At 63.8% G+C, this 18363-nt stretch carries 16 protein-coding genes; 9 read left to right on the top strand and 7 right to left on the bottom strand.

The features are described 5' to 3' along the window. Positions 1–49: 49 nt before the first annotated feature. The 3 genes from BWP39_RS06675 (at position 50) to BWP39_RS06665 (ending at position 1953) form a co-directional block, all read left to right on the top strand. Complete coding sequence (locus BWP39_RS06675; protein WP_096717998.1) at positions 50–556, top strand: carboxypeptidase-like regulatory domain-containing protein; 507 nt, start codon at positions 50–52, stop codon at positions 554–556. Positions 557–733: 177 nt separating this feature from the next. Next, positions 734–1156: a DUF427 domain-containing protein gene (locus tag BWP39_RS06670; RefSeq protein WP_096717996.1), complete on the top strand. Its 423-nt coding sequence runs from the start codon at positions 734–736 to the stop codon at positions 1154–1156. A 32-nt stretch (positions 1157–1188) separates the two neighbouring features. Continuing rightward, the gene (locus BWP39_RS06665; protein WP_096717994.1) at positions 1189–1953 is read left to right on the top strand and encodes a CoxG family protein; all 765 of its coding nucleotides are present in this window, start codon (positions 1189–1191) and stop codon (positions 1951–1953) included. Between the two features lie 50 nt (positions 1954–2003). Here BWP39_RS06665 and BWP39_RS06660 read toward each other — a convergent pair whose 3' ends face one another. Then, positions 2004–3032 carry a helix-turn-helix domain-containing protein gene (locus BWP39_RS06660; RefSeq protein ID WP_096718621.1) on the bottom strand — a complete coding sequence of 343 codons (1029 nt, stop codon included), beginning with the start codon at positions 3030–3032 and terminating at the stop codon, positions 2004–2006. Positions 3033–3178: 146 nt separating this feature from the next. Here BWP39_RS06660 and BWP39_RS06655 point away from each other — a divergent pair, with 146 nt between their 5' ends. Continuing rightward, positions 3179–3811, top strand: a complete 633-nt coding sequence (locus BWP39_RS06655) for a cysteine hydrolase family protein (RefSeq protein ID WP_096717992.1) — start codon at positions 3179–3181, stop codon at positions 3809–3811. 31 nt (positions 3812–3842) lie between these two features. Here the strand turns inward: BWP39_RS06655 and BWP39_RS06650 are convergent, their stop codons facing one another. Further along, on the bottom strand, positions 3843–4511 hold the full coding sequence (locus BWP39_RS06650) for a TetR family transcriptional regulator (protein ID WP_096717990.1): 669 nt from the start codon (positions 4509–4511) through the stop codon (positions 3843–3845). Between the two features lie 420 nt (positions 4512–4931). Here BWP39_RS06650 and BWP39_RS06645 point away from each other — a divergent pair, with 420 nt between their 5' ends. From BWP39_RS06645 to BWP39_RS06635, 3 genes are read left to right on the top strand one after another with little or no spacing between them, the layout of a single operon-like run. After that, the gene (locus BWP39_RS06645; RefSeq protein WP_096717988.1) at positions 4932–6215 is read left to right on the top strand and encodes an efflux RND transporter periplasmic adaptor subunit; all 1284 of its coding nucleotides are present in this window, start codon (positions 4932–4934) and stop codon (positions 6213–6215) included. 18 nt (positions 6216–6233) lie between these two features. After that, positions 6234–9422, top strand: a complete 3189-nt coding sequence (locus BWP39_RS06640; RefSeq protein ID WP_096717986.1) for an efflux RND transporter permease subunit — start codon at positions 6234–6236, stop codon at positions 9420–9422. 10 nt (positions 9423–9432) lie between these two features. Then, positions 9433–10962 (top strand): efflux transporter outer membrane subunit, encoded by a 1530-nt coding sequence (locus BWP39_RS06635; RefSeq protein WP_096717984.1) that lies wholly within the window; start codon positions 9433–9435, stop codon positions 10960–10962. Positions 10963–11056: 94 nt separating this feature from the next. Here BWP39_RS06635 and BWP39_RS06630 read toward each other — a convergent pair whose 3' ends face one another. Then, positions 11057–12472, bottom strand: coding sequence for a nucleobase:cation symporter-2 family protein (locus BWP39_RS06630; protein WP_096717982.1), 1416 nt, complete (start codon positions 12470–12472; stop codon positions 11057–11059). 320 nt (positions 12473–12792) lie between these two features. After that, the gene (locus BWP39_RS06625; RefSeq protein ID WP_096717980.1) at positions 12793–13392 is read right to left on the bottom strand and encodes a thiamine phosphate synthase; all 600 of its coding nucleotides are present in this window, start codon (positions 13390–13392) and stop codon (positions 12793–12795) included. Between the two features lie 312 nt (positions 13393–13704). On the opposite strand from BWP39_RS06625, the gene BWP39_RS06620 reads away from it, so the two are divergent. After that, positions 13705–14811, top strand: coding sequence for an S-(hydroxymethyl)glutathione dehydrogenase/class III alcohol dehydrogenase (locus BWP39_RS06620; RefSeq protein WP_096717978.1), 1107 nt, complete (start codon positions 13705–13707; stop codon positions 14809–14811). Positions 14812–14824: 13 nt separating this feature from the next. Next, on the top strand, positions 14825–15670 hold the full coding sequence (gene fghA, locus BWP39_RS06615; protein WP_096717976.1) for an S-formylglutathione hydrolase: 846 nt from the start codon (positions 14825–14827) through the stop codon (positions 15668–15670). 30 nt (positions 15671–15700) lie between these two features. Here the strand turns inward: fghA and BWP39_RS06610 are convergent, their stop codons facing one another. Genes BWP39_RS06610 through BWP39_RS06600 form a run of 3 tightly spaced genes read right to left on the bottom strand, consistent with a single transcriptional unit; the run spans position 15701 to position 18343 of the window. Next, entirely contained in the window at positions 15701–16489 is a 789-nt protein-coding gene (locus BWP39_RS06610; RefSeq protein WP_096718619.1) for a metal ABC transporter permease, read from the bottom strand. After that, the gene (locus BWP39_RS06605; RefSeq protein ID WP_096717974.1) at positions 16482–17408 is read right to left on the bottom strand and encodes an ABC transporter ATP-binding protein; all 927 of its coding nucleotides are present in this window, start codon (positions 17406–17408) and stop codon (positions 16482–16484) included. The genes BWP39_RS06610 and BWP39_RS06605 overlap by 8 nt, the downstream gene beginning before the upstream one ends. Beyond that, positions 17405–18343: a metal ABC transporter solute-binding protein gene (locus BWP39_RS06600; RefSeq protein WP_096717972.1), complete on the bottom strand. Its 939-nt coding sequence runs from the start codon at positions 18341–18343 to the stop codon at positions 17405–17407. Before BWP39_RS06600 ends, BWP39_RS06605 begins: the two co-directional genes overlap by 4 nt. Positions 18344–18363: the final 20 nt, after the last annotated feature.

Here is an 18363-nt window from a genome sequence, read left to right as displayed (position 1 = left end):
CGGGGAATGTTTCCGAACGGACCCAAACGAACCGAGAAGGAGTCACACGATGAACCAGCAAGGCACACAGCGCAGCAGGATCGCCGCCGCAGCAGCCGCCGCGGTCGCGGCGGCACTGACGCTCGGCATGGCGGGCAGTGTCTACGCGCAGAACAACGGCATTGCAGGCGGCACGACCACCGACGACACGAGCGCAGGCAACACGAACGGCGGCGGTCTACCGCAGGTGCAGCACCAGGGCGATGTGGCGTTCACGTCGGGCGGCGTCGGTTCCGACGAATCGCAGGCATTAAAGCGCGCCGAGAGCCACTGGCCGCTGTCGCTGCGCTTCACCGGCCCGGGCTCCGACTATCTCGCCGACGTCCGCGTGCAGATCATGGACACCGAAGGCGGCAAGGTGCTGGGCGCGACTTCGCGCGGACCGTACATGCTGGTCCGGCTGCACCCCGGTCGTTACACCGTGCGGGCGTCGTACAAGGGCCACGACCAGAGCAAGGCCGTGACGATACCGGCAAGCGGTACGGCCAGAGAAGCGTTCTACTGGAACATCCAGTAACCAGCGACGCACCAGCGAGGCGGCCGGGTTAGCCCTGCCGCGAAGGCCGCGCAATCGGCTGAACTTTCGCCGATAATGAAGCCACGGGCATGCCCGTGGCTTTTTTGTTTCTGCAGGCTGTGGCGCAACGTTCGCCGCAGTCATCGACCAGGGTTTCAACCGCACGGGAGCAACACCATGAGCGACGTCCCGACGCCCAACGACCGCGCCAGCGGGACAGTCGCCGCCGGCCCGTGCGGGGGCGGTGCCACTGCCGGGCACCGCATCGACATCGTGCCGAACCGCCACCGCGTACGCGTAATCCATCTGGGCGTGACAGTCGCCGATACCCAGGCGGCCCTGACCGTCGTCGAGACCGGTTTGCCCGAGGCGTTCTACTTTCCGCGCGACGACGTCAACATGGCGCGACTTGAGCGTTCGGACCATACATCGCACTGTCCGCATAAAGGCGACGCGTCGTACTTCCATCTGCGCACCGAGAACGGTCGGGTCGAAAACGCCGTCTGGAGCTACGAAACGCCTGTCGAAGCGGTCGGGCAGATCAAAGGGTATCTCGCGTTTTACGCATCGCGCGTCGATCGTATCGATCAGACGTCCTGATCCGTTGTCGTGCGTTCATCGGGGAGCCGATCATGGAACTGAACGACGCGTTGAGGATTCCGCTGGCGCTGTCCGACGTTCGCGACGCGCTGCAGGACATTGCGCTGCTGCGTGCCAGCCTCGACAATTGCGAGTCGTTCAACCGCCTCGGACACGGCGAATACGCGCTGATTCTGACCGTGCCGCTCGGGCCGCTGCGCGCGCGCTACCAGGTGCGTGCTCATGTCGCGAGCGACGACGGTACGACGGCCGATGTGTCGCGTCGTACGCTCAACTTCAAGGCGCGTGCCGATGGCATCGGTGCGTTGCGCGGCCAGATCGGCGTGACGTTACGCGCCGGCGAGCCCACCGCCGCCGACCCGACGAGGGGGCCCGGTACGCGCATCGATTATTCGGTGTGGGCGACGCTGACCGGGCCGCTCACCGAATTGCCGGCGCGGCAGATCGAGAATGCACTGCACGAACTCGCCGACGATTTCTTCACCGAGTTCTGCGCGGTGGTTCAGGCCAAGCACGGCCAGGGGCCGAACCGGGCGCGCGGGGTGCCGCATCGTCGTCAGCATGTGTTCCTGCGGCCAATCGGCTTTAGCGGTGCGATCCGTCGAGCGCGTGCTGCAGCCGATCGGGGCGCGTCGCCCGGCGGCCGCGTGGCGCCGCTGCTAGGTGCGCGCGCGTCGCATGATGGGGTCTCGCACCGCGAGCCGGATCCGCATGGCGTGCCGAACTGGGCGTGGGCAGCGATGATTTTCTTCGTCGCCTTGCTGTTGTATGGCGCGCACTGGCTGAGCGTTGATTGAATGGAGAATGGTGACTGGGGTTCGACCGAACTTGCATCAGTCGCTTTGCTTCATGCCCCGCGAAACTCCCTGCGCCACGCGCTCGGCGAGGTACGGAACGCGTCGGCGAAATGCTGACGCAACGACGCCGTCGAGCCGAACCCCGCAATCGTCGCAATGGCCTCCACCGGTTCGTCGCTTCCTTCCAGCAACTGTTGCGCACGCTCAAGCCGCTGTGCGAGCAGCCACGCGCCCACCGTCGTACCCGTAACCTGCCGGAAACGCCGCGTGAACGTGCGGCGGCTCATCAGTACGCGCTCCGCGAGCGTGTCGAGCGTATGCGCCAGTTGCAGGTTGCCCCGAACCCAGTCGAGCAGTTCGGACAGACGGTCGCCGCGTACGTTCGGCGGCACCGGCTGCTGGATGTATTGCGCCTGCCCGCCCTGGCGGTGCGGCGGCACGATCAGCCGCCGCGCCACGTAGTTGGCGACCTGCGTGCCGTAGGTCTTGCGTAGCACGTGCAGGCAGCAATCGAGTCCGGCAGCGGTCCCCGCCGAAGTCAGCAGATTGTCGTCGTCGATATAGAGCACGTCGGGGTCGAGCCGCACTTTCGGGTAGCGGCGTGCGAAGTCGTCGGCCCATGCCCAGTGCGTGGTGGCCCGCCGCCCGTCGAGCAGGCCCGCGGCCGCCAGCACGAACGCGCCGAGGCACAGGCCGACCAGTTGTGCGCCACGTGCCTCGGCGGCACGCAGCGCATCGAGCAATTCCGCGGGTGGGGTTTCATGCGGATCGCGCCAGCTGGGAACGACGATTGTGTTGGCGTCGGCGAGGGCTTCGAGACCGTGGGTTGCCGAGATCGAAAACCCTGCTGTGGTGGAGAGCGGACCGGGCTCGACGGAACAGACGCGGAATTCGAATGCTGGCACGCCGCCGTCGCTGCGGTCCTCGCCGAATACCACGCAGGGCACCGACAGGTGGAACGGGCTGATCCGGTCGAACGCGACGACGGCGACGACCGGTTTGTCGCGACCGGGCGGGATCTCACTGGCGACCGGCGCAGCAGTCGGCGGATGGGGCGGTGAACGATGGAGAGCGGGCATCGCGGTGTGCACGGGTGTGCTTCGAGAGGAATGGCCCGATTCTAGCGAAAGTTGTCAATCGGGTCACTGTTGGAGCGCAGGCCGAAAGCGAACAATGCAGTCATCGCCGGATCGCGGCGAAACCAACCAGAACAGGAGTGGCAGCGATGACTTCACCCAGACGCGCATTGATCGTGATCGACGTACAGAACGAATATGTCACCGGCGACCTGCCGATCGAATATCCCGATGTGCACACGTCGCTGGCCAACATCGGCCGGGCGATCGACGCCGCGCACGAGGCTGGCGTGCCGGTCGTGGTTGTACAGCACCTTGGGCCCACTACCTCGCCGATCTTTGCGCGCGGTAGTCACGGCGCCGAACTGCACGAGGTGGTCGCTTCGCGCAAACGAGATCATCTGGTCACGAAGTCGGCGGCAAGCGCCTGGACCGAAACCGATCTCGCCGACTGGCTCGCGGCACGCGGCATCGATACGCTGACGGTGACCGGCTACATGACGCACAACTGCGATTCATCGACGATCAATCATGCGATGCACGCCGGGCTCACGGTCGAGTTTCTGGATGACGCGACGGGCAGCGTCCCGTATGAGAACAGCGCGGGCTTTGCGAGTGCGGAAGACATTCACCGGGTATTCAGCGTCGTGCTGCAATCGAGCTTCGCGGCGGTGACCAGCACCGACGCATGGATCGCGGCGCTGCGCGATGGCAGGCCGCTTGAGCGCGGCGCGATCTACGCGTCGAACCAGAAGGCACGCGCGAAGCGGGCTGTAGCCTGACGAATCGCCTAAGCGGAGAACGGTGGCGCGCTTACCGCACGACAGCTTGCGGCACGTCCGCCGTCACCGCGATCCGCATCGCAGGACTCAAACGCAGCGTGTCGAATATCGCGTCGACCATCTGCTCGGCATACCGGCCGTAATCCATCGATTCGGGCAAAAACAGCATGTCGCGCAGCGAACCGCCGATAAACGCATGCAGCAACGCGGCCGCGCGCGCGACGTCGAGATCGGCGGGCAACTGGCCTTTCGAAATCGCGTTGCGTAAGCCTCCTGCAATGTTGACGAGCGCATCGCGCATATTGTTCTGGTAACGGGTCATCACCGGGCCCATTTCCTCGACGAACTCGCACTTCAGGAACAGGATGTCGAAGGCCCGGCGCTGCCGCGGATCGTTGGCGCAATCACGTAGACACATCGTGCAGATTTCGACCAGCCGGCCCAGCGGATCGGCTTCCTGCGGATCGAGCGACGCGGCCTGGATCTCGTCGAGCGGCAACAGCACCCGGTCGAACATCGCCGTAAACAAATCCCCTTTGTTAGCAAAATGCCAGTAAATCGCGCCGCGCGTCACGCCCGCGGCCTGCGCGATGTCGGCCAGCGACGTACGTGAGACACCCTTCTCGAAGAAGACCTGTTCTGCGGCATCCAGAATGCTGTTGCGCGTTTCCTGAGCTTCTTCCTTGGTTCTTCGGACCATTTCGTGTGACCTGCGGTGGGTACGGGATCTCCCGATGTTTTTAAACGCGCACCGTCACAATCTGTTCGTTTTCTCGTTTATCTGCGAACGATCGTGCGTTACGGCGCATATCGGGGAGTTAACTGTTTCTTACATGCATTCGTGAATGTATCTATAATAGCACCCCATCGATCGGATAGCCCAAGCAGTGACGACCGGTTAATATCCGTCACTGTTGTCTTAAAAAGTGCTTTCGCGCGCCCGCCAGCCGGGTTTCGCGGTGCGCGGCATTCCCGGTCGGGCGCAGGTCGCCATGGGTGCATCCACAGGTTGGGCGCCCGGGTTTCCGGTCAGGCGTCGTGAGACGCGTGTGTGCGCCGTCATCCCCGGGGTAGGGATGCGCGCACTTTTTCATTCCCAGTCATTGACAGAGGTCGCTCCATGCGCGTCGAACGGGTTCCATTCCGCTTAATTACTGCCGCGACGGCTGCCGTACTGCTGGCAGCATGCGGGCAAAAACAATCGGCACCGCCGCAACAGACGCCCGAAGTCGGCGTCGTCACCGTCCAGCCGAGCGCCGTGCCGGTCACGACCGAGCTGCCGGGCCGCACGAATGCGTTCCTCGTCGCCCAGGTGCGTGCGCGGGTGGATGGCATCGTGCTGCGCCGCGAGTTCACTGAAGGCTCGCAGGTCAAGGCGGGTCAACGGCTCTACAAGATCGATCCGGCGCCGTACATCGCGGCGCTGAACAGCGCGAAGGCGACGCTTGCCAACGCCGAAGCGACGCTCAAGTCGACCACCGCGCAGGCGAACCGCTTCAAGGTGCTGGTGGCGGCGAACGCGGTCAGCAAGCAGGACTACGACAACGCGGTCGCCTCCGAAGGCGTGGCCGCTGCGAACGTGCAGTCCGGCAAGGCCGCCGTCGATACCGCGCAGATCAACCTCGGCTACACCGACGTCGTTTCGCCGATCACCGGTCAGGTCGGGATTTCGCAGGTCACGCCGGGTGCGTACGTGCAGGCGAGCGCCGCGACGCTGATGTCGACGGTGCAGCAGCTCGATCCGGTCTACGTCGATCTGACGCAATCGAGCCTCGATGGTCTGAAGCTGCGCCGCGACGTCCAGGAAGGCCGTCTGAAGACGAACGGTCCGGACGCTGCGAAGGTCACGCTGATTCTCGAAGACGGCCGCTCGTATTCGGAACCCGGCAAGCTGCAGTTCTCCGACGTGACGGTCGATCAGACCACCGGCTCCGTGACGATCCGCGCGATTTTCCCGAACCCGGGTCGCGTGTTGCTGCCGGGCATGTTCGTGCGGGCGCGCATCGAGGAAGGTGTCAACGAGAAGGCGTTCATCGTGCCGCAGATCGGCGTGACGCATGACCAGAAGGGTCAGGCTACGGCGCTCGTCGTCGGTGCCGACGACAAGGTCGAGTTGCGTCCGCTCGTGACGTCGGCGGCTCAGGGTACCAACTGGATCGTCGAAGGCGGTCTGAATCCGGGCGATCGCGTGATCGTGCAAGGCACCGACAAGGTCCATCCAGGCCAGCCGGTCAAGCCGGTGCCTGCGCAACTGCCTGCCGCACTGGCTTCCGGCGGGGCAGCATCAGGCGCAGCAGCAGCGAGCGGCGTGCAATCCGCGCAGGGCGCCCCGGCGGCATCGGGTGCGTCGGCTGCGTCAGGTTCGCAACCCGCGCAAGCCGCCTCGGCAGCATCGGGCGCGTAATAACAGGGAGCCTGTTTCATGGCAAAGTTCTTTATCGATCGCCCGATTTTTGCATGGGTGATCGCCATCATCCTGATGCTGGCGGGGATCGCGTCGATTTTCACGTTGCCGATCGCGCAATACCCGACCATCGCTCCGCCGTCCGTGCAGATCAGCGCAACGTACCCGGGCGCATCGGCGAAGACGGTGGAAAACACCGTCACACAGGTGATCGAGCAGCAGATGAGCGGTCTCGATCACTTGCTGTATCTGTCGTCGACGAGTGACGACGCCGGTACGGCAACCATCACGCTGACGTTCGCGGCGGGGACCAACCCCGACATCGCCCAGGTGCAGGTGCAGAACAAGCTGCAGCTCGCCACGCCGCTCTTGCCGCAAGTCGTGCAGCAGCTCGGCACGAAGGTGACGAAGTCGAGCGCCAGCTTCCTGCTGGTGATGGCGTTCGTCTCCGAAGACGGCAGCATGAGCAAGTACGATCTGGCGAACTACGTCGCGTCGAACGTCCAGGATCCGGTCAGCCGGATCGACGGGGTCGGTACGGTGACGCTGTTCGGCACGCAGTACGCGATGCGGGTCTGGCTCGACGCGGCGAAGCTCAACAACTACGCGCTGACACCGGTCGACGTGATCAACGCACTGCAGGCGCAGAACGTCCAGGTGGCCGGTGGCCAACTCGGCGGTACGCCTTCGGTGCCGGGGCAGGCGCTGCAGGCCACCATCACGGAAGCGACGCTGCTACAGACGCCGGAGCAGTTCGGCAACGTGCTGCTGAAGGTGAACCAGGACGGCTCGCGTGTGCGCATGAAGGACGTGGCGCGCATCGAACTGGGCGGCGAAAACTACAACGTCGACACGAAGTACAACGGCGCACCGACGGCGGGCTTCGGTATCCAGCTCGCAACCGGTGCGAACGCGCTGGCGACGGCGAAGGCCGTGCGCGCGGAAATCGATCGTCTGTCGGCATACTTCCCGCACGGTCTCGTCGTGAAGTATCCGTATGACACGACACCGTTCGTGCGCCTGTCGATCGAGGAAGTGGTCAAGACGCTGCTGGAAGGGATCGTCCTCGTGTTCCTCGTGATGTACCTGTTCCTGCAGAACCTGCGCGCGACGTTGATTCCGACGATCGCGGTGCCGGTGGTGCTGCTCGGTACGTTCGCGATCATGGGGCTGGTCGGTTTCTCGATCAACGTGCTGTCGATGTTCGGTCTCGTGCTCGCCATCGGCCTGCTGGTGGACGATGCGATCGTGGTGGTGGAGAACGTCGAGCGGGTGATGGCCGAAGAGGGGTTATCGCCGATCGAGGCGACCCGCAAGGCGATGGACCAGATCACCGGTGCACTGGTCGGCGTGGCGCTCGTGCTGTCGGCGGTGTTCGTGCCGGTCGCATTCTCCGGCGGTTCGGTCGGTGCGATCTACCGGCAGTTTTCGCTGACGATCGTCGCCGCGATGGTGCTGTCCGTGCTGGTCGCATTGATTCTGACGCCGGCGCTGTGCGCGACGATCCTGAAGCCGATTCCGCAGGGTCATCACGAAGAGAAGAAAGGCTTCTTCGGCTGGTTCAACAAGTGGTTCGACCGCAGCCGCGACACGTATCACAGCGGCGTGCACCACGTCATCAAGCGCTCGGGCCGCTGGCTCATCATCTATCTGGTGGTGATCGTCGCGGTCGGGCTGCTGTTTGCGCGTCTGCCGAAGTCGTTCCTGCCCGATGAAGACCAGGGCACGATGTTCGTGCTCGTGCAGACGCCGGCCGGCTCAACCCAGGAAACCACGGCGCGCACGCTCGCGAACGTCTCCGACTATCTGTTGAAGGACGAGAAGAACATCGTCGAGTCGGTGTTCACGGTGAACGGCTTCAGCTTCGCGGGTCGCGGCCAGAACTCGGGCCTCGTGTTCGTGCGGATGAAGGACTATTCGCAGCGCCAGCACGCGGACCAGAAGGTTCAGGCACTGGTTGGCCGGATGTTCATGCACTTCGCGTCGTACAAGGATGCGCTGATCTTCCCGGTCAACCCGCCGTCGATTCCCGAACTCGGTACCGCATCGGGTTTCGACTTCGAGCTGCAGGATCGCGGCGGCCTGGGTCACACCGCGCTGATGGCGGCACGTAACCAGTTGCTCGGCATGGCGGCGAAAGATCCGACGCTCGCGCAGGTGCGGCCGAACGGTCTGAACGACACACCGCAGTTCAAGGTGGACATCGATCGCGAAAAGGCGCTGGCGCTTGGGGTATCGGCAGCGTCGATCGACCAGACGTTCTCGATTGCGTGGGCCTCGTCGTACGTGAACAACTTCCTCGATACCGATAACCGGATCAAGAAGGTGTACGTGCAGGGCGAACCGCTGTTCCGCATGAAGCCGGAAGATCTGGACGTCTGGTTCGTGCGCAACGGCGCGGGCGGGATGGTGCCGTTCAGCGCGTTTGCGACCGGCCACTGGACCTACGGTTCGCCGAAGCTCGAGCGCTACAACGGGATTTCCGCGGTCGAAATTCAGGGCGCGGCGGCACCGGGCAAGAGTACCGGCCAGGCGATGACGGCGATCGAAGCGATCGCGAAGACGCTGCCGGTGGGCATCGGCTACGAATGGACGGGCCTGTCGTTCCAGGAACGCCAGTCCGGTTCGCAGGCGCCGATCCTGTACGGCATCTCGATCCTCGTCGTGTTCCTGTGTCTCGCGGCACTGTACGAAAGCTGGTCGATCCCGTTCGCGGTGATCATGGTGGTGCCGCTCGGCGTGCTCGGCGCACTGCTTGCGGTGACGCTGCGCGGGCTGGAGAACGACGTGTTCTTCCAGGTCGGCTTGCTGACCACGGTGGGGCTATCGGCGAAAAACGCGATTCTGATTGTCGAGTTCGCGCGTGAGCTGCAGCAGAACGGCGGCATGGGGCCGGTCGAAGCCGCGCTCGAAGCCGCACGGCTGCGATTGCGCCCGATCCTGATGACGTCGCTCGCGTTCATTCTCGGCGTGCTGCCGCTCGCGATCAGTAACGGCGCGGGCTCGGCGAGCCAGCATGCGATCGGTACGGGCGTGATCGGCGGGATGTTGACGGCAACGTTCCTCGCGATTTTCATGATCCCGATGTTCTTCGTCGTGATCCGCGCGAAGTTCTCCGGCGAGAAGGAAGATCCGGACGCCGCGCTCCAGCATTACAACGAGCACCATCCGCACGATCCGCAAGGTGGCGGCGGCTCGGCCAGCTAAGGACATAGAGATGCAAAAACATTCGTTAATTGCCATCGCGGTCGCGCTGTTTGCCGCCGGCTGCACGATGGCGCCGCATTACCAGCGCCCGACTGAGCCCGTGTCGGGGAGCTTCCCGACGGGCGGCGTGTACGCGACGCAGCCGGCGGCAGCGGCTGGCGCGACTAGCGCGAACGGCCAGGCGGCGACCGACATCGGCTGGCGCGATTTCTTCGCCGATGCGCGGCTGCAGCGGCTGATCGGCATCGCGCTGAAGAACAACCGCGACCTGCGCGTGTCGGTGCTGAATATCCAGGCAGCACGCGCGCAGTATCAGATCCAGCGCGGGGCGTTGTTGCCTTCGATCAGTGCGGACGCGCATCAGACCAAGACGCGCACGCCGACCGATCTGGCGGCCGGTGGACAGAACATCACGAACCAGTACTCGGTTGGCCTGAACGCTTCGTGGGAGCTCGACTTCTTCGGGCGTATCCAGAGCCTGAAGGACCAGGCGCTCGCGCAGTATCTGTCGACGGCGCAGGCGCGCAAGGCGGCAGAGATCGCGCTGGTGGCGCAAGTGGCCGATCAGTATCTGCAGGTGCTCGGCGCCGACGATCTGCTGCAGGTCACGCAGAACACGTTGAAGAGTTCGCAGGAGTCGTACCGGATCGCGAAGGTGCAGTTCGATACCGGCACGGGTTCCGAACTCGATCTGCGTCAGGCGCAGACCGTGGTCGAAACGGCAGAAGCGAACCAGCAGGCGCAGGCGCGTCTGCGGGCACAAGCCGAAAACGCGCTGGTGCTGCTGATCGGCGAGCCGTTGCCTACCGATCTGGCGCTCGGGTTGCCGCTGAACGACCAGGCGCTGATCACCGATATCCCGGCCGGCTTGCCGTCCGACCTGCTGACGCGGCGCCCGGACATCATGCAGGCCGAAGAGAGTCTGCTGGCCGCCAACGCGAACATCGGAGCGGCACGTGCCGCGTTCTTCCCGAAGATCTCGCTGACGGGCAACTTCGGCACGCTGAGCCCGACGCTGGGTGGTCTCTTCAAGGCGGGTAGCGCAGCGTGGCAGTTTGCGCCGCAGATCTCGCTGCCGATCTTCCAGGGCGGTGTGAACAAGGCGAACCTCGACCTTGCGACCGTGCAGAAGAACATCCAGATCGCGCAGTACGAAAAGGCGATCCAGACGGCGTTCCGCGAAGTGGCCGATGGTCTGGCTGCGCGCGGTACCTACGATCAGCAGATCCAGGCGCTCGAGCGCAACACGTTTGCCGAACAGCGCGCACTCGATCTGTCGAACCTGCGCTACACGAACGGTGTGGACAGCTACCTGTCGGTGCTGACCGCGCAGACCAATCTGTACAGCGCGCAACAGTCGCTCGTTAATGCCCGTGTGAACCGGTTGACGAATCTCGTCGATCTGTACAAGGCGCTGGGTGGCGGGTGGATCGAACGGGCCGGCGAACAGCCGCGTCCGGCCGATGCGCCGGTCGACTACAGCGCGGAGCGTGTGCCTGTGGCAGTGCCGTCGGCTGCATCGGCGCCGTCGGCGGGATAAACATACGCGCAGTACACGTCGTACGAGGAGATCCGTACGAAGCAAAAAGCCACGGCATGCCGTGGCTTTTTTATTCACCGTAGTGAACGAAGCGTCAGTGAAGATCGGCGGCGCGCAGCAGATCATCCCCTGCGGGCGACGGACTGTTTGCACCGCGCCCGTCGAAATCATGGCCCGCTCGCCGGATATCGCGTTGCGCGGCGCGCTCACCCTTCACACCGTTGAAGATCAGATTCAGCAACACCGCCGACACCGACGCCAGCAAAATCCCGCTATGCAGCAGCGGCGACAGCGCAGGCGGCAGCCGTGCGAAGAAATGCGGCGACACGACCGGTACGAGACCGAGCCCGATACTCACCGCGACGATGAAGAGGTTGTGGTGGTTCTTCACGAAATCGACCTTCGACAACACCTTGATGCCGTTCGCGGCAACCATCCCGAACATCACGATGCCCGCGCCGCCCAGCACGAATGCGGGCACCGACGCGACCACCTGAGCCATCTTCGGGAACAGGCCCAGCAGCACCAGCAGCACGCCGCCCATCGCGCAGACGAAGCGGCTCTTCACGCCGGTCACGCCGATCAAGCCGACGTTCTGCGAGAACGACGTATGCGGGAACGAATTGAAGATGCCGCCGATCAGTGTGCCGAGCCCATCGACACGCAGTCCGCGCACGAGCGTCTTCTGGTCGACGGGCCGATCCACCATGTCGCCGACCGCGAGAAACATGCCGGTCGATTCGATGAAGGTGACGAACATCACGGTGACCATCGTTGCGATCGACAGCGGATCGAAGTGCGGCATGCCGAAGTGAAACGGCATGACGAAGCCGACCCATGGCGCGCTCGTTATGCCGTCCATGTTGACGCGGCCGAGCAGCAGCGCGATCACAAAGCCCGCGACGATGCCGAGCAGCACCGAAATATTCGCGATGAAGCCGCGGCCGAACTTGTTGATCAGCAGGATCAGCATCAACACGACCAGCGACAGACCGAGGTACACCGGGTTGCCATAGTCGGGATTGCCGACACCGCCCGCGGCCCAGTTGATGCCGACTTCCATCAACGAGAGTCCGATCACCGAGATCACGACGCCGACCACGACCGGTGGAAAGAATCGCAACAGCTTGCCGATCGCTGGCGCGAGCACGATGCCGACGATGCCGGCGGCGATCGTCGAACCGAAGATATCGAGTATGCCGAGGCTGGGGTTAGTGCCGATCGCGACCATCGGGCCGACCGCAGCGAACGTGCAGCCCATGATCACTGGGAGACGGATGCCGAAAATCCACAGCCCAAGCGTCTGGATCAACGTCGCGATACCGCACGCAAACAGATCGGCGCTGATCAGAAACGCGACCTGATCTTTAGGCAGCTTGAGCGCGCTACCGATGATCAGTGGGACCGCCACCGCGCCCGCGTACATCACGAGCACGTGCTGGATGCCGAGCGTCAACAACTGCCCGGCGGGCAGTCGTTCGTCGCATGGATGAACCTGGGTCGATTGCATCTTGTCTGTCTCCGCCTCTGATTTTTCAGGATGGACTCCAAGGTATGCGGGACGAAAAGGTACAACAAGACCAGTGGGGCCTATTCCGGACTTCGCGGCGGCGATATGCGAATAAGTGTTTTTCGGGCGCGCCGGCGTGCGTGTCTGGCCGACAGGCGCTGTGAGCCCCGCTCGGCGGCGAGTCACGATGAGGCGCCGCATGGGGTGATGCGCGGGGATATGCGTGAAGGCCTATGAACGGTATTCCGCGGGACGAATAGTGCGGTTTTGGCGCGGCGGCGAAGCTGGCGGGGTTAACCCTCGACTGGCCTTAAATTGCGTTACCCGGCGATGTTCCCTGTTTGCCACAGCGCACGAATCGCTGCGATTCCATGGGCGCCTGCGCTGCGGGCGTCGGCCAGGGTATCGGTGCTCATGCCGCCCAGCGCAAAGACGGGGATCGTCGTTAGTGCGACGAGTTCGCGAAAGCGCGGCCAGCCGAGTGGCTCCGCTGTGGTGTGAGTTGCAGTCGGCAAGACCGGCGAAATGGTCAGCAGATCCGCGCCGATCTGGTTCGCATGCTGCACCTGGCGCTCGTCGTGGCATGCCGCTGAAACCAGCAGCCCGGAAGGCAAGGGCCTCGCGGTGCACGCCATCAGGCGAGTGCTGGTGAGGTGGATGCCGTCGGCCTGCACAGCCTGCACGACATCGACCGGTGCGTTCAACAGCAGGCGCGCATCGTGGCTGCGGCAACGCGCCAGTGTGAGCCTGGCCAGTTCGGCATACTGTGGCGCTGCGAGCGTTTTGGCGCGTAGCTGTACGAGGCGGATGCCTGCTTCCAGCGTGCGCTCCAGATGCGCGACGAAGTCTGCTAACGACTCTCCGGCTAGTGGTTCCGGAGTGACCAGATACGTCGGCGGCAAACGGGTGGAATCGGTCATCGACGTTCGGCAATCAGCGTGAGCAAGGCGAGGAGGGTGCAACGGAGAGGCAGGTTACATTACTGCGGCGCGTGCGATCAACCGACTATGCTTCAGGTATGAAATCGCGGCCGATCTTTGGTGCCTCTATTGTCGAAAGCCCTCGGGGGGCAATGCGCCATCGCAGCAAGCGTGCCGATGTCGCTTGCAGTTAACGCGATGACGGGCGTGTCAACGCGGCATACGCAATTTTTTGCGATCATGACGCGACCCGCAGTCCGGCCCGCGCAGCGCGCAAGCGGATTTCGAATCAACAGACACAGGAGCTTCACGATGAAGACAAAAGCAGCTATCGCATGGAAAGCCGGCGCACCGTTGACGATCGAGGAAGTCGATCTCGAAGGGCCGCGTGCGGGCGAGGTGCTGATCGAGGTGAAGGCGACCGGCATCTGCCATACCGATTACTACACGCTGTCGGGCGCGGACCCGGAAGGTATCTTCCCGGCTATCCTCGGCCATGAAGGCGCCGGCATCGTGGTCGACGTCGGCGCGGGCGTCGGCACGCTGAAGAAGGGCGATCACGTGATCCCGCTCTACACGCCCGAATGCCGCCAGTGCAAGTTCTGCCTGTCGCGCAAGACGAACCTGTGCCAGGCGATCCGCTCGACGCAAGGCCGCGGCCTGATGCCCGATGCTAGTTCGCGTTTCTCGCTCGATGGCAAACCGCTGTTTCACTACATGGGGACCTCGACGTTCTCGAACTACATCGTCGTGCCGGAGATCGCCGTTGCGAAGGTGCGCGAGGACGCGCCGTTCGACAAGATCTGCTATATCGGTTGCGGCGTGACGACCGGTGTGGGTGCAGTCGTTTATTCAGCGAAGGTCGAGGCGGGTGCGAACGTGGTCGTGTTCGGGCTCGGTGGGATCGGGCTCAATGTGATCCAGGGCGCGAAGATGGTGGGCGCCGACAAGATCATCGGTGTCGATCTGAACCCTGGGCGTATCGAACTCGCGAAGAAATTCGGCATGACGCACTTCATCAACCCGAACGAAGTCGAGAACGTCGTCGATCACATCGTGCAGCTCACCGACGGCGGCGCCGACTACTCGTTCGAATGTATCGGCAACACGAAGGTGATGAGACAAGCGCTCGAATGTACGCACAAGGGCTGGGGGCAGTCGTTCATCATCGGCGTCGCCGCGGCGGGCGAGGAGATTAGCACGCGGCCGTTCCAGCTGGTTACCGGGCGTCAGTGGAAGGGTTCGGCGTTCGGCGGCGCACGCGGTCGTACCGATGTGCCGAAGATCGTCGACTGGTACATGGAAGGCAAGATCAATATCGATGACCTGATCACGCACCGTCTGCCGCTCGAGCGCATCAACGAGGGCTTCGATCTGATGAAGAAGGGTGAATCGATCCGCTCGGTCGTGCTGTATTAAGGGGCGCGCAGCCATGCTCGAGACTCTTGCTTCGCATGCGTGCTACGGTGGTGTGCAGCGCTTCTTTCGCCACGAATCGCAGACCATCGGCCTGCCGATGCGCTTCGCGGCCTACCTGCCGCCGCAGGCTGCACACGGACGCGTGCCCGCGCTTTTCTATCTGGCCGGTTTAACCTGCACGGAAGAAACCTTTCCGATCAAGGCCGGTGCGCAGCGCTTTGCCGCGCAGCACGGCATCGCGTTGATCACGCCCGATACGAGCCCGCGTGGTGCGGGTGTGCCGGGTGAAAGCGACGCGTGGGATTTCGGTGTCGGCGCGGGTTTTTATGTCGATGCAACTCGCGAGCCCTGGTCGAAGCACTACCGGATGTACTCGTACGTGCGCGACGAGTTGCGCGAGACGGTGCTGGCGAATCTGCCTGTCGATGGAACGCGGCTCGGGATCTTCGGGCATTCGATGGGCGGTCACGGTGCGCTGATGCTGGCGCTGCGTAACCCGGAGATCTATCGATCGGTGTCGGCGTTCGCACCGATCGCCGCGCCATCGCGTTGCCCGTGGGGCGAGAAGGCGTTTGTCGGCTATCTCGGCGACGATCGCGAAGCGTGGAAACAGTACGACGCGAGCGAACTGGTAGCGCGTGCTTCGCAGCGGTTTGCGCAGGGCATCCTGATCGATCAGGGGCTTGCGGACCAGTTTCTCGCGGAGCAGCTTAATCCCGACGTGTTCGAGGCGGCATGCCGCGAGGCCGGGCAGCCATTGACGCTACGTCGTCACGACGGCTACGACCACGGTTATTACTTCATCTCGACGTTTATCGAAGATCACCTTGCACATCACGCGAGCGTATTGCTTGCGTGAGTGTGAGCACGAGCATCGTCGCGACCCGGACTACGCTGTGCGTCGTCCGAGCAAACTTGCGCCGTAGAACAACGCCGCGAGTGCGGTGATCCAGAAGCTTGTCGGCCAGTCCGTGTAGTACGCGAGCGTCAGGCCGAGCCAGGCCTGCGCGAGCGCAAGCAGCGCGGCAACCACGAGACCGGCGGACAACCGCGTCGTGAGGTTCTGCGCGGCGGCGGCCGGTCCGACCATCAGCGTGAACACAAGCAGCACACCGACGATCTGCGTGCATGCAGCGACTGCGATGGCGGTGATCGCGAGAAACAGCATCGACATGAGCCGCAGCGACACGCCTTTGGCTTCTGCGAGTTCCGGTTGCAGCGAGGCGAACAGCAACGGCCGCATGATCGCTGCGAGCGCGAACAGGCTCACCACGGCAAGCCCGGCGAGGATCGCGAGTGTGGACGCATTGACGCCGAGCACGTTACCGAACAGCAGCGCGGTGACCTGCGTGGCGTAGGCCGTGAAGAAGTGCAGGAACAGCAAACCGAAACCGAGCGACAGCGACAGGATCACGCCGATCGCCACGTCGCGGCCCGCGAGCCGTTCGCCGAGCGCGCCCATGCCGATGCCGGCGGCGAGCGTGAAACCGACCATCCCCCAGATCGGCGAAATACCGATCAGCACCGCGCCGGTCGCGCCGGTGAAGCCGACGTGCGACAGCGCGTGACCAGCGAACGTCTGCCCGCGCATCACCAGAAAATAGCCAACGATACCGGCCAGCACCGCGACGATCCCCGACGCCGCGAATGCGTTGATCATGAAATCGTATTCAAACATCGTGTGCGTGTCCGTCGCGAGGCGCGTGAGGGTGGGCGTGACCGTGTGCGCCATGCGTATGCGCACCGCCGCCGCCGTGATCGTGACCGTCTTCTTCGTGAGCGTGATCGTGTTTCTCGACTTCGACGTCGCCCGACATCACAAAGATGCGGCCGTTCACACGCATCACGTCGATCGTCGAGCCGTAGAGCCGCGACAGCACCGGTTTCGTGATGACTTCATCGACAGTACCGAGCGCCGCCACACCGCTGCCGAGATACAGCACGCGATCGAGCGCATGCAGCAGCGGATTGAGTTCGTGTGCGGAGAACAGCACCGCGATGCCGAGTTCCTGCTGCACGCGCCGCACGAGTTCGACGACGCCTTTCTGATGGTGCGGATCGAGGCTGATCAGCGGTTCGTCGAGCAGTAGCAGTTGCGGGTTGCCTAACAGGCACTGTGCAAGCAGCAGACGTTGCCGTTCGCCGCCCGACAGTTCGGAGAGCGGTCGTGCCGCGAGCGCGCGGCCATCGACCAGGTCCAGTACGCGCTCGACATCGGCGCGGGTTTTCGCATCGGCATGCGGCAGACCCCAGCGATGACCGTCGGCGGCCATCGCGACGAAATCGCGGCCGCGCACACGGCGGCCCGCGAGTGCACTGCGTGTCTGCGGCATGTAGCCGATCGACGGATTGCCGCGCTCGACCGGCCGGCCGAGCACGCGGATCGCACCGTTCGCAGCCGGCACGAGACCGAGCACCGCACGCATCAAGGTGGTCTTGCCCGCACCGTTCGGTCCAAGCACACCGATGAACTCGCCCTGATTCACGGTGAAACTCGTGTTGGCCAGAATCGTACGGCCGCCGAGTTCGAGCGTGACGCCTTCGAGTGCGAGGACGGGTGTGGTGGGGGTGGACGGCGTGCGGCCTGGGTCAATCATTGAGTCTTTCCTTTGCCTGCAGCGCCCGTGGCTCCCGTGGCGAGCGCCGTATCGAGCGCGTCGAGCTGCGCCAGCATCCATTGCTGGAACGTGTGGCCGGCCGGCTCCGTCTCGGTGACGCTAACCGTCGGAACATGCGATTGCTGGGCCAGTTTCAACATACGTTTGGTCAGGGCTTCGGTTGCCTGGCTGTTATAGATCAGGACGCGGACGCGTTTTTCGCGCAGGTCGCGCTCGAATGCCGCGATATCCGATGCGCTCGCTTCGGTGTCGTTCATCGCGGCCAGTTGGAAGCGCTGGTTGCGCATATCGAGGCCGATGGCGTCCGACATATAGCCGAATACCGGTTCTGTCGCGGTGACCGGCAGCCCGGTGTAACGGGCGCGCAATGCGGCGACCTTGTCGGTGATCGGCTTCAGCGAATCGAGAAACTTCGCGAGGTTCGCATCGTACGCCGCTTTGTGCGCCGGGTCAGCAGACGCGAGCGCCGCGCTCACGGCACGGGCGACCGCGGGCATCGTCGCCGGGTCGTACCACAGATGCGGATTGTCGCCGCTCTTCTTGCCGACCAGATCGGCTGCGACGATCGTCGTGCGCTTTGCGTTCTTCGATGCGTTCAGCAGTTTCGCCATCCACGGATCGTAATCGGCGCCGTTATAGACGACAAGGCTCGCCTGCTGCAATTCCCGCGCGGTTTTCGGACTCGCTTCGAACAGATGCGGGTCCTGATCCGGGTTGCTCAGGATGCTGCTCACGTCGACACGATCGCCGCCGAGCTGATGCACGACATCGCCATAGAAATTCTCGGCCGCTACGACACGGATCTTTGCGTCCTGGGCGAACGCGGCATGGGCAAACGCGAACGCGGCGGCGCCGGTCGCCAGATACTTCGACAGGCCCAGCGCGCGGCTCCATTTCGAGTTGAGGTTCTTCATTGGTTTTTCCTGGTTCGTGT

This window comes from Paraburkholderia acidicola (assembly GCF_002362315.1).
Taxonomy (GTDB): Bacteria; Pseudomonadota; Gammaproteobacteria; order Burkholderiales; family Burkholderiaceae; genus Paraburkholderia; species Paraburkholderia acidicola.
The sequence above is the reverse complement of the archived record's forward strand: the minus strand, read 5'-3'. Positions and strand labels throughout refer to the sequence as shown.

Coding starts and splice junctions, on each gene's coding strand:
- BWP39_RS06675 (WP_096717998.1), top strand. CDS start 50: ATGAACCAGCAAGGCACACAGCGCAGCAGGATCGCCGCCGCAGCAGCC.
- BWP39_RS06670 (WP_096717996.1), top strand. CDS start 734: ATGAGCGACGTCCCGACGCCCAACGACCGCGCCAGCGGGACAGTCGCC.
- BWP39_RS06665 (WP_096717994.1), top strand. CDS start 1,189: ATGGAACTGAACGACGCGTTGAGGATTCCGCTGGCGCTGTCCGACGTT.
- BWP39_RS06660 (WP_096718621.1), bottom strand. CDS start 3,032: ATGCCCGCTCTCCATCGTTCACCGCCCCATCCGCCGACTGCTGCGCCG.
- BWP39_RS06655 (WP_096717992.1), top strand. CDS start 3,179: ATGACTTCACCCAGACGCGCATTGATCGTGATCGACGTACAGAACGAA.
- BWP39_RS06650 (WP_096717990.1), bottom strand. CDS start 4,511: ATGGTCCGAAGAACCAAGGAAGAAGCTCAGGAAACGCGCAACAGCATT.
- BWP39_RS06645 (WP_096717988.1), top strand. CDS start 4,932: ATGCGCGTCGAACGGGTTCCATTCCGCTTAATTACTGCCGCGACGGCT.
- BWP39_RS06640 (WP_096717986.1), top strand. CDS start 6,234: ATGGCAAAGTTCTTTATCGATCGCCCGATTTTTGCATGGGTGATCGCC.
- BWP39_RS06635 (WP_096717984.1), top strand. CDS start 9,433: ATGCAAAAACATTCGTTAATTGCCATCGCGGTCGCGCTGTTTGCCGCC.
- BWP39_RS06630 (WP_096717982.1), bottom strand. CDS start 12,472: ATGCAATCGACCCAGGTTCATCCATGCGACGAACGACTGCCCGCCGGG.
- BWP39_RS06625 (WP_096717980.1), bottom strand. CDS start 13,392: ATGACCGATTCCACCCGTTTGCCGCCGACGTATCTGGTCACTCCGGAA.
- BWP39_RS06620 (WP_096717978.1), top strand. CDS start 13,705: ATGAAGACAAAAGCAGCTATCGCATGGAAAGCCGGCGCACCGTTGACG.
- fghA (WP_096717976.1), top strand. CDS start 14,825: ATGCTCGAGACTCTTGCTTCGCATGCGTGCTACGGTGGTGTGCAGCGC.
- BWP39_RS06610 (WP_096718619.1), bottom strand. CDS start 16,489: ATGTTTGAATACGATTTCATGATCAACGCATTCGCGGCGTCGGGGATC.
- BWP39_RS06605 (WP_096717974.1), bottom strand. CDS start 17,408: ATGATTGACCCAGGCCGCACGCCGTCCACCCCCACCACACCCGTCCTC.
- BWP39_RS06600 (WP_096717972.1), bottom strand. CDS start 18,343: ATGAAGAACCTCAACTCGAAATGGAGCCGCGCGCTGGGCCTGTCGAAG.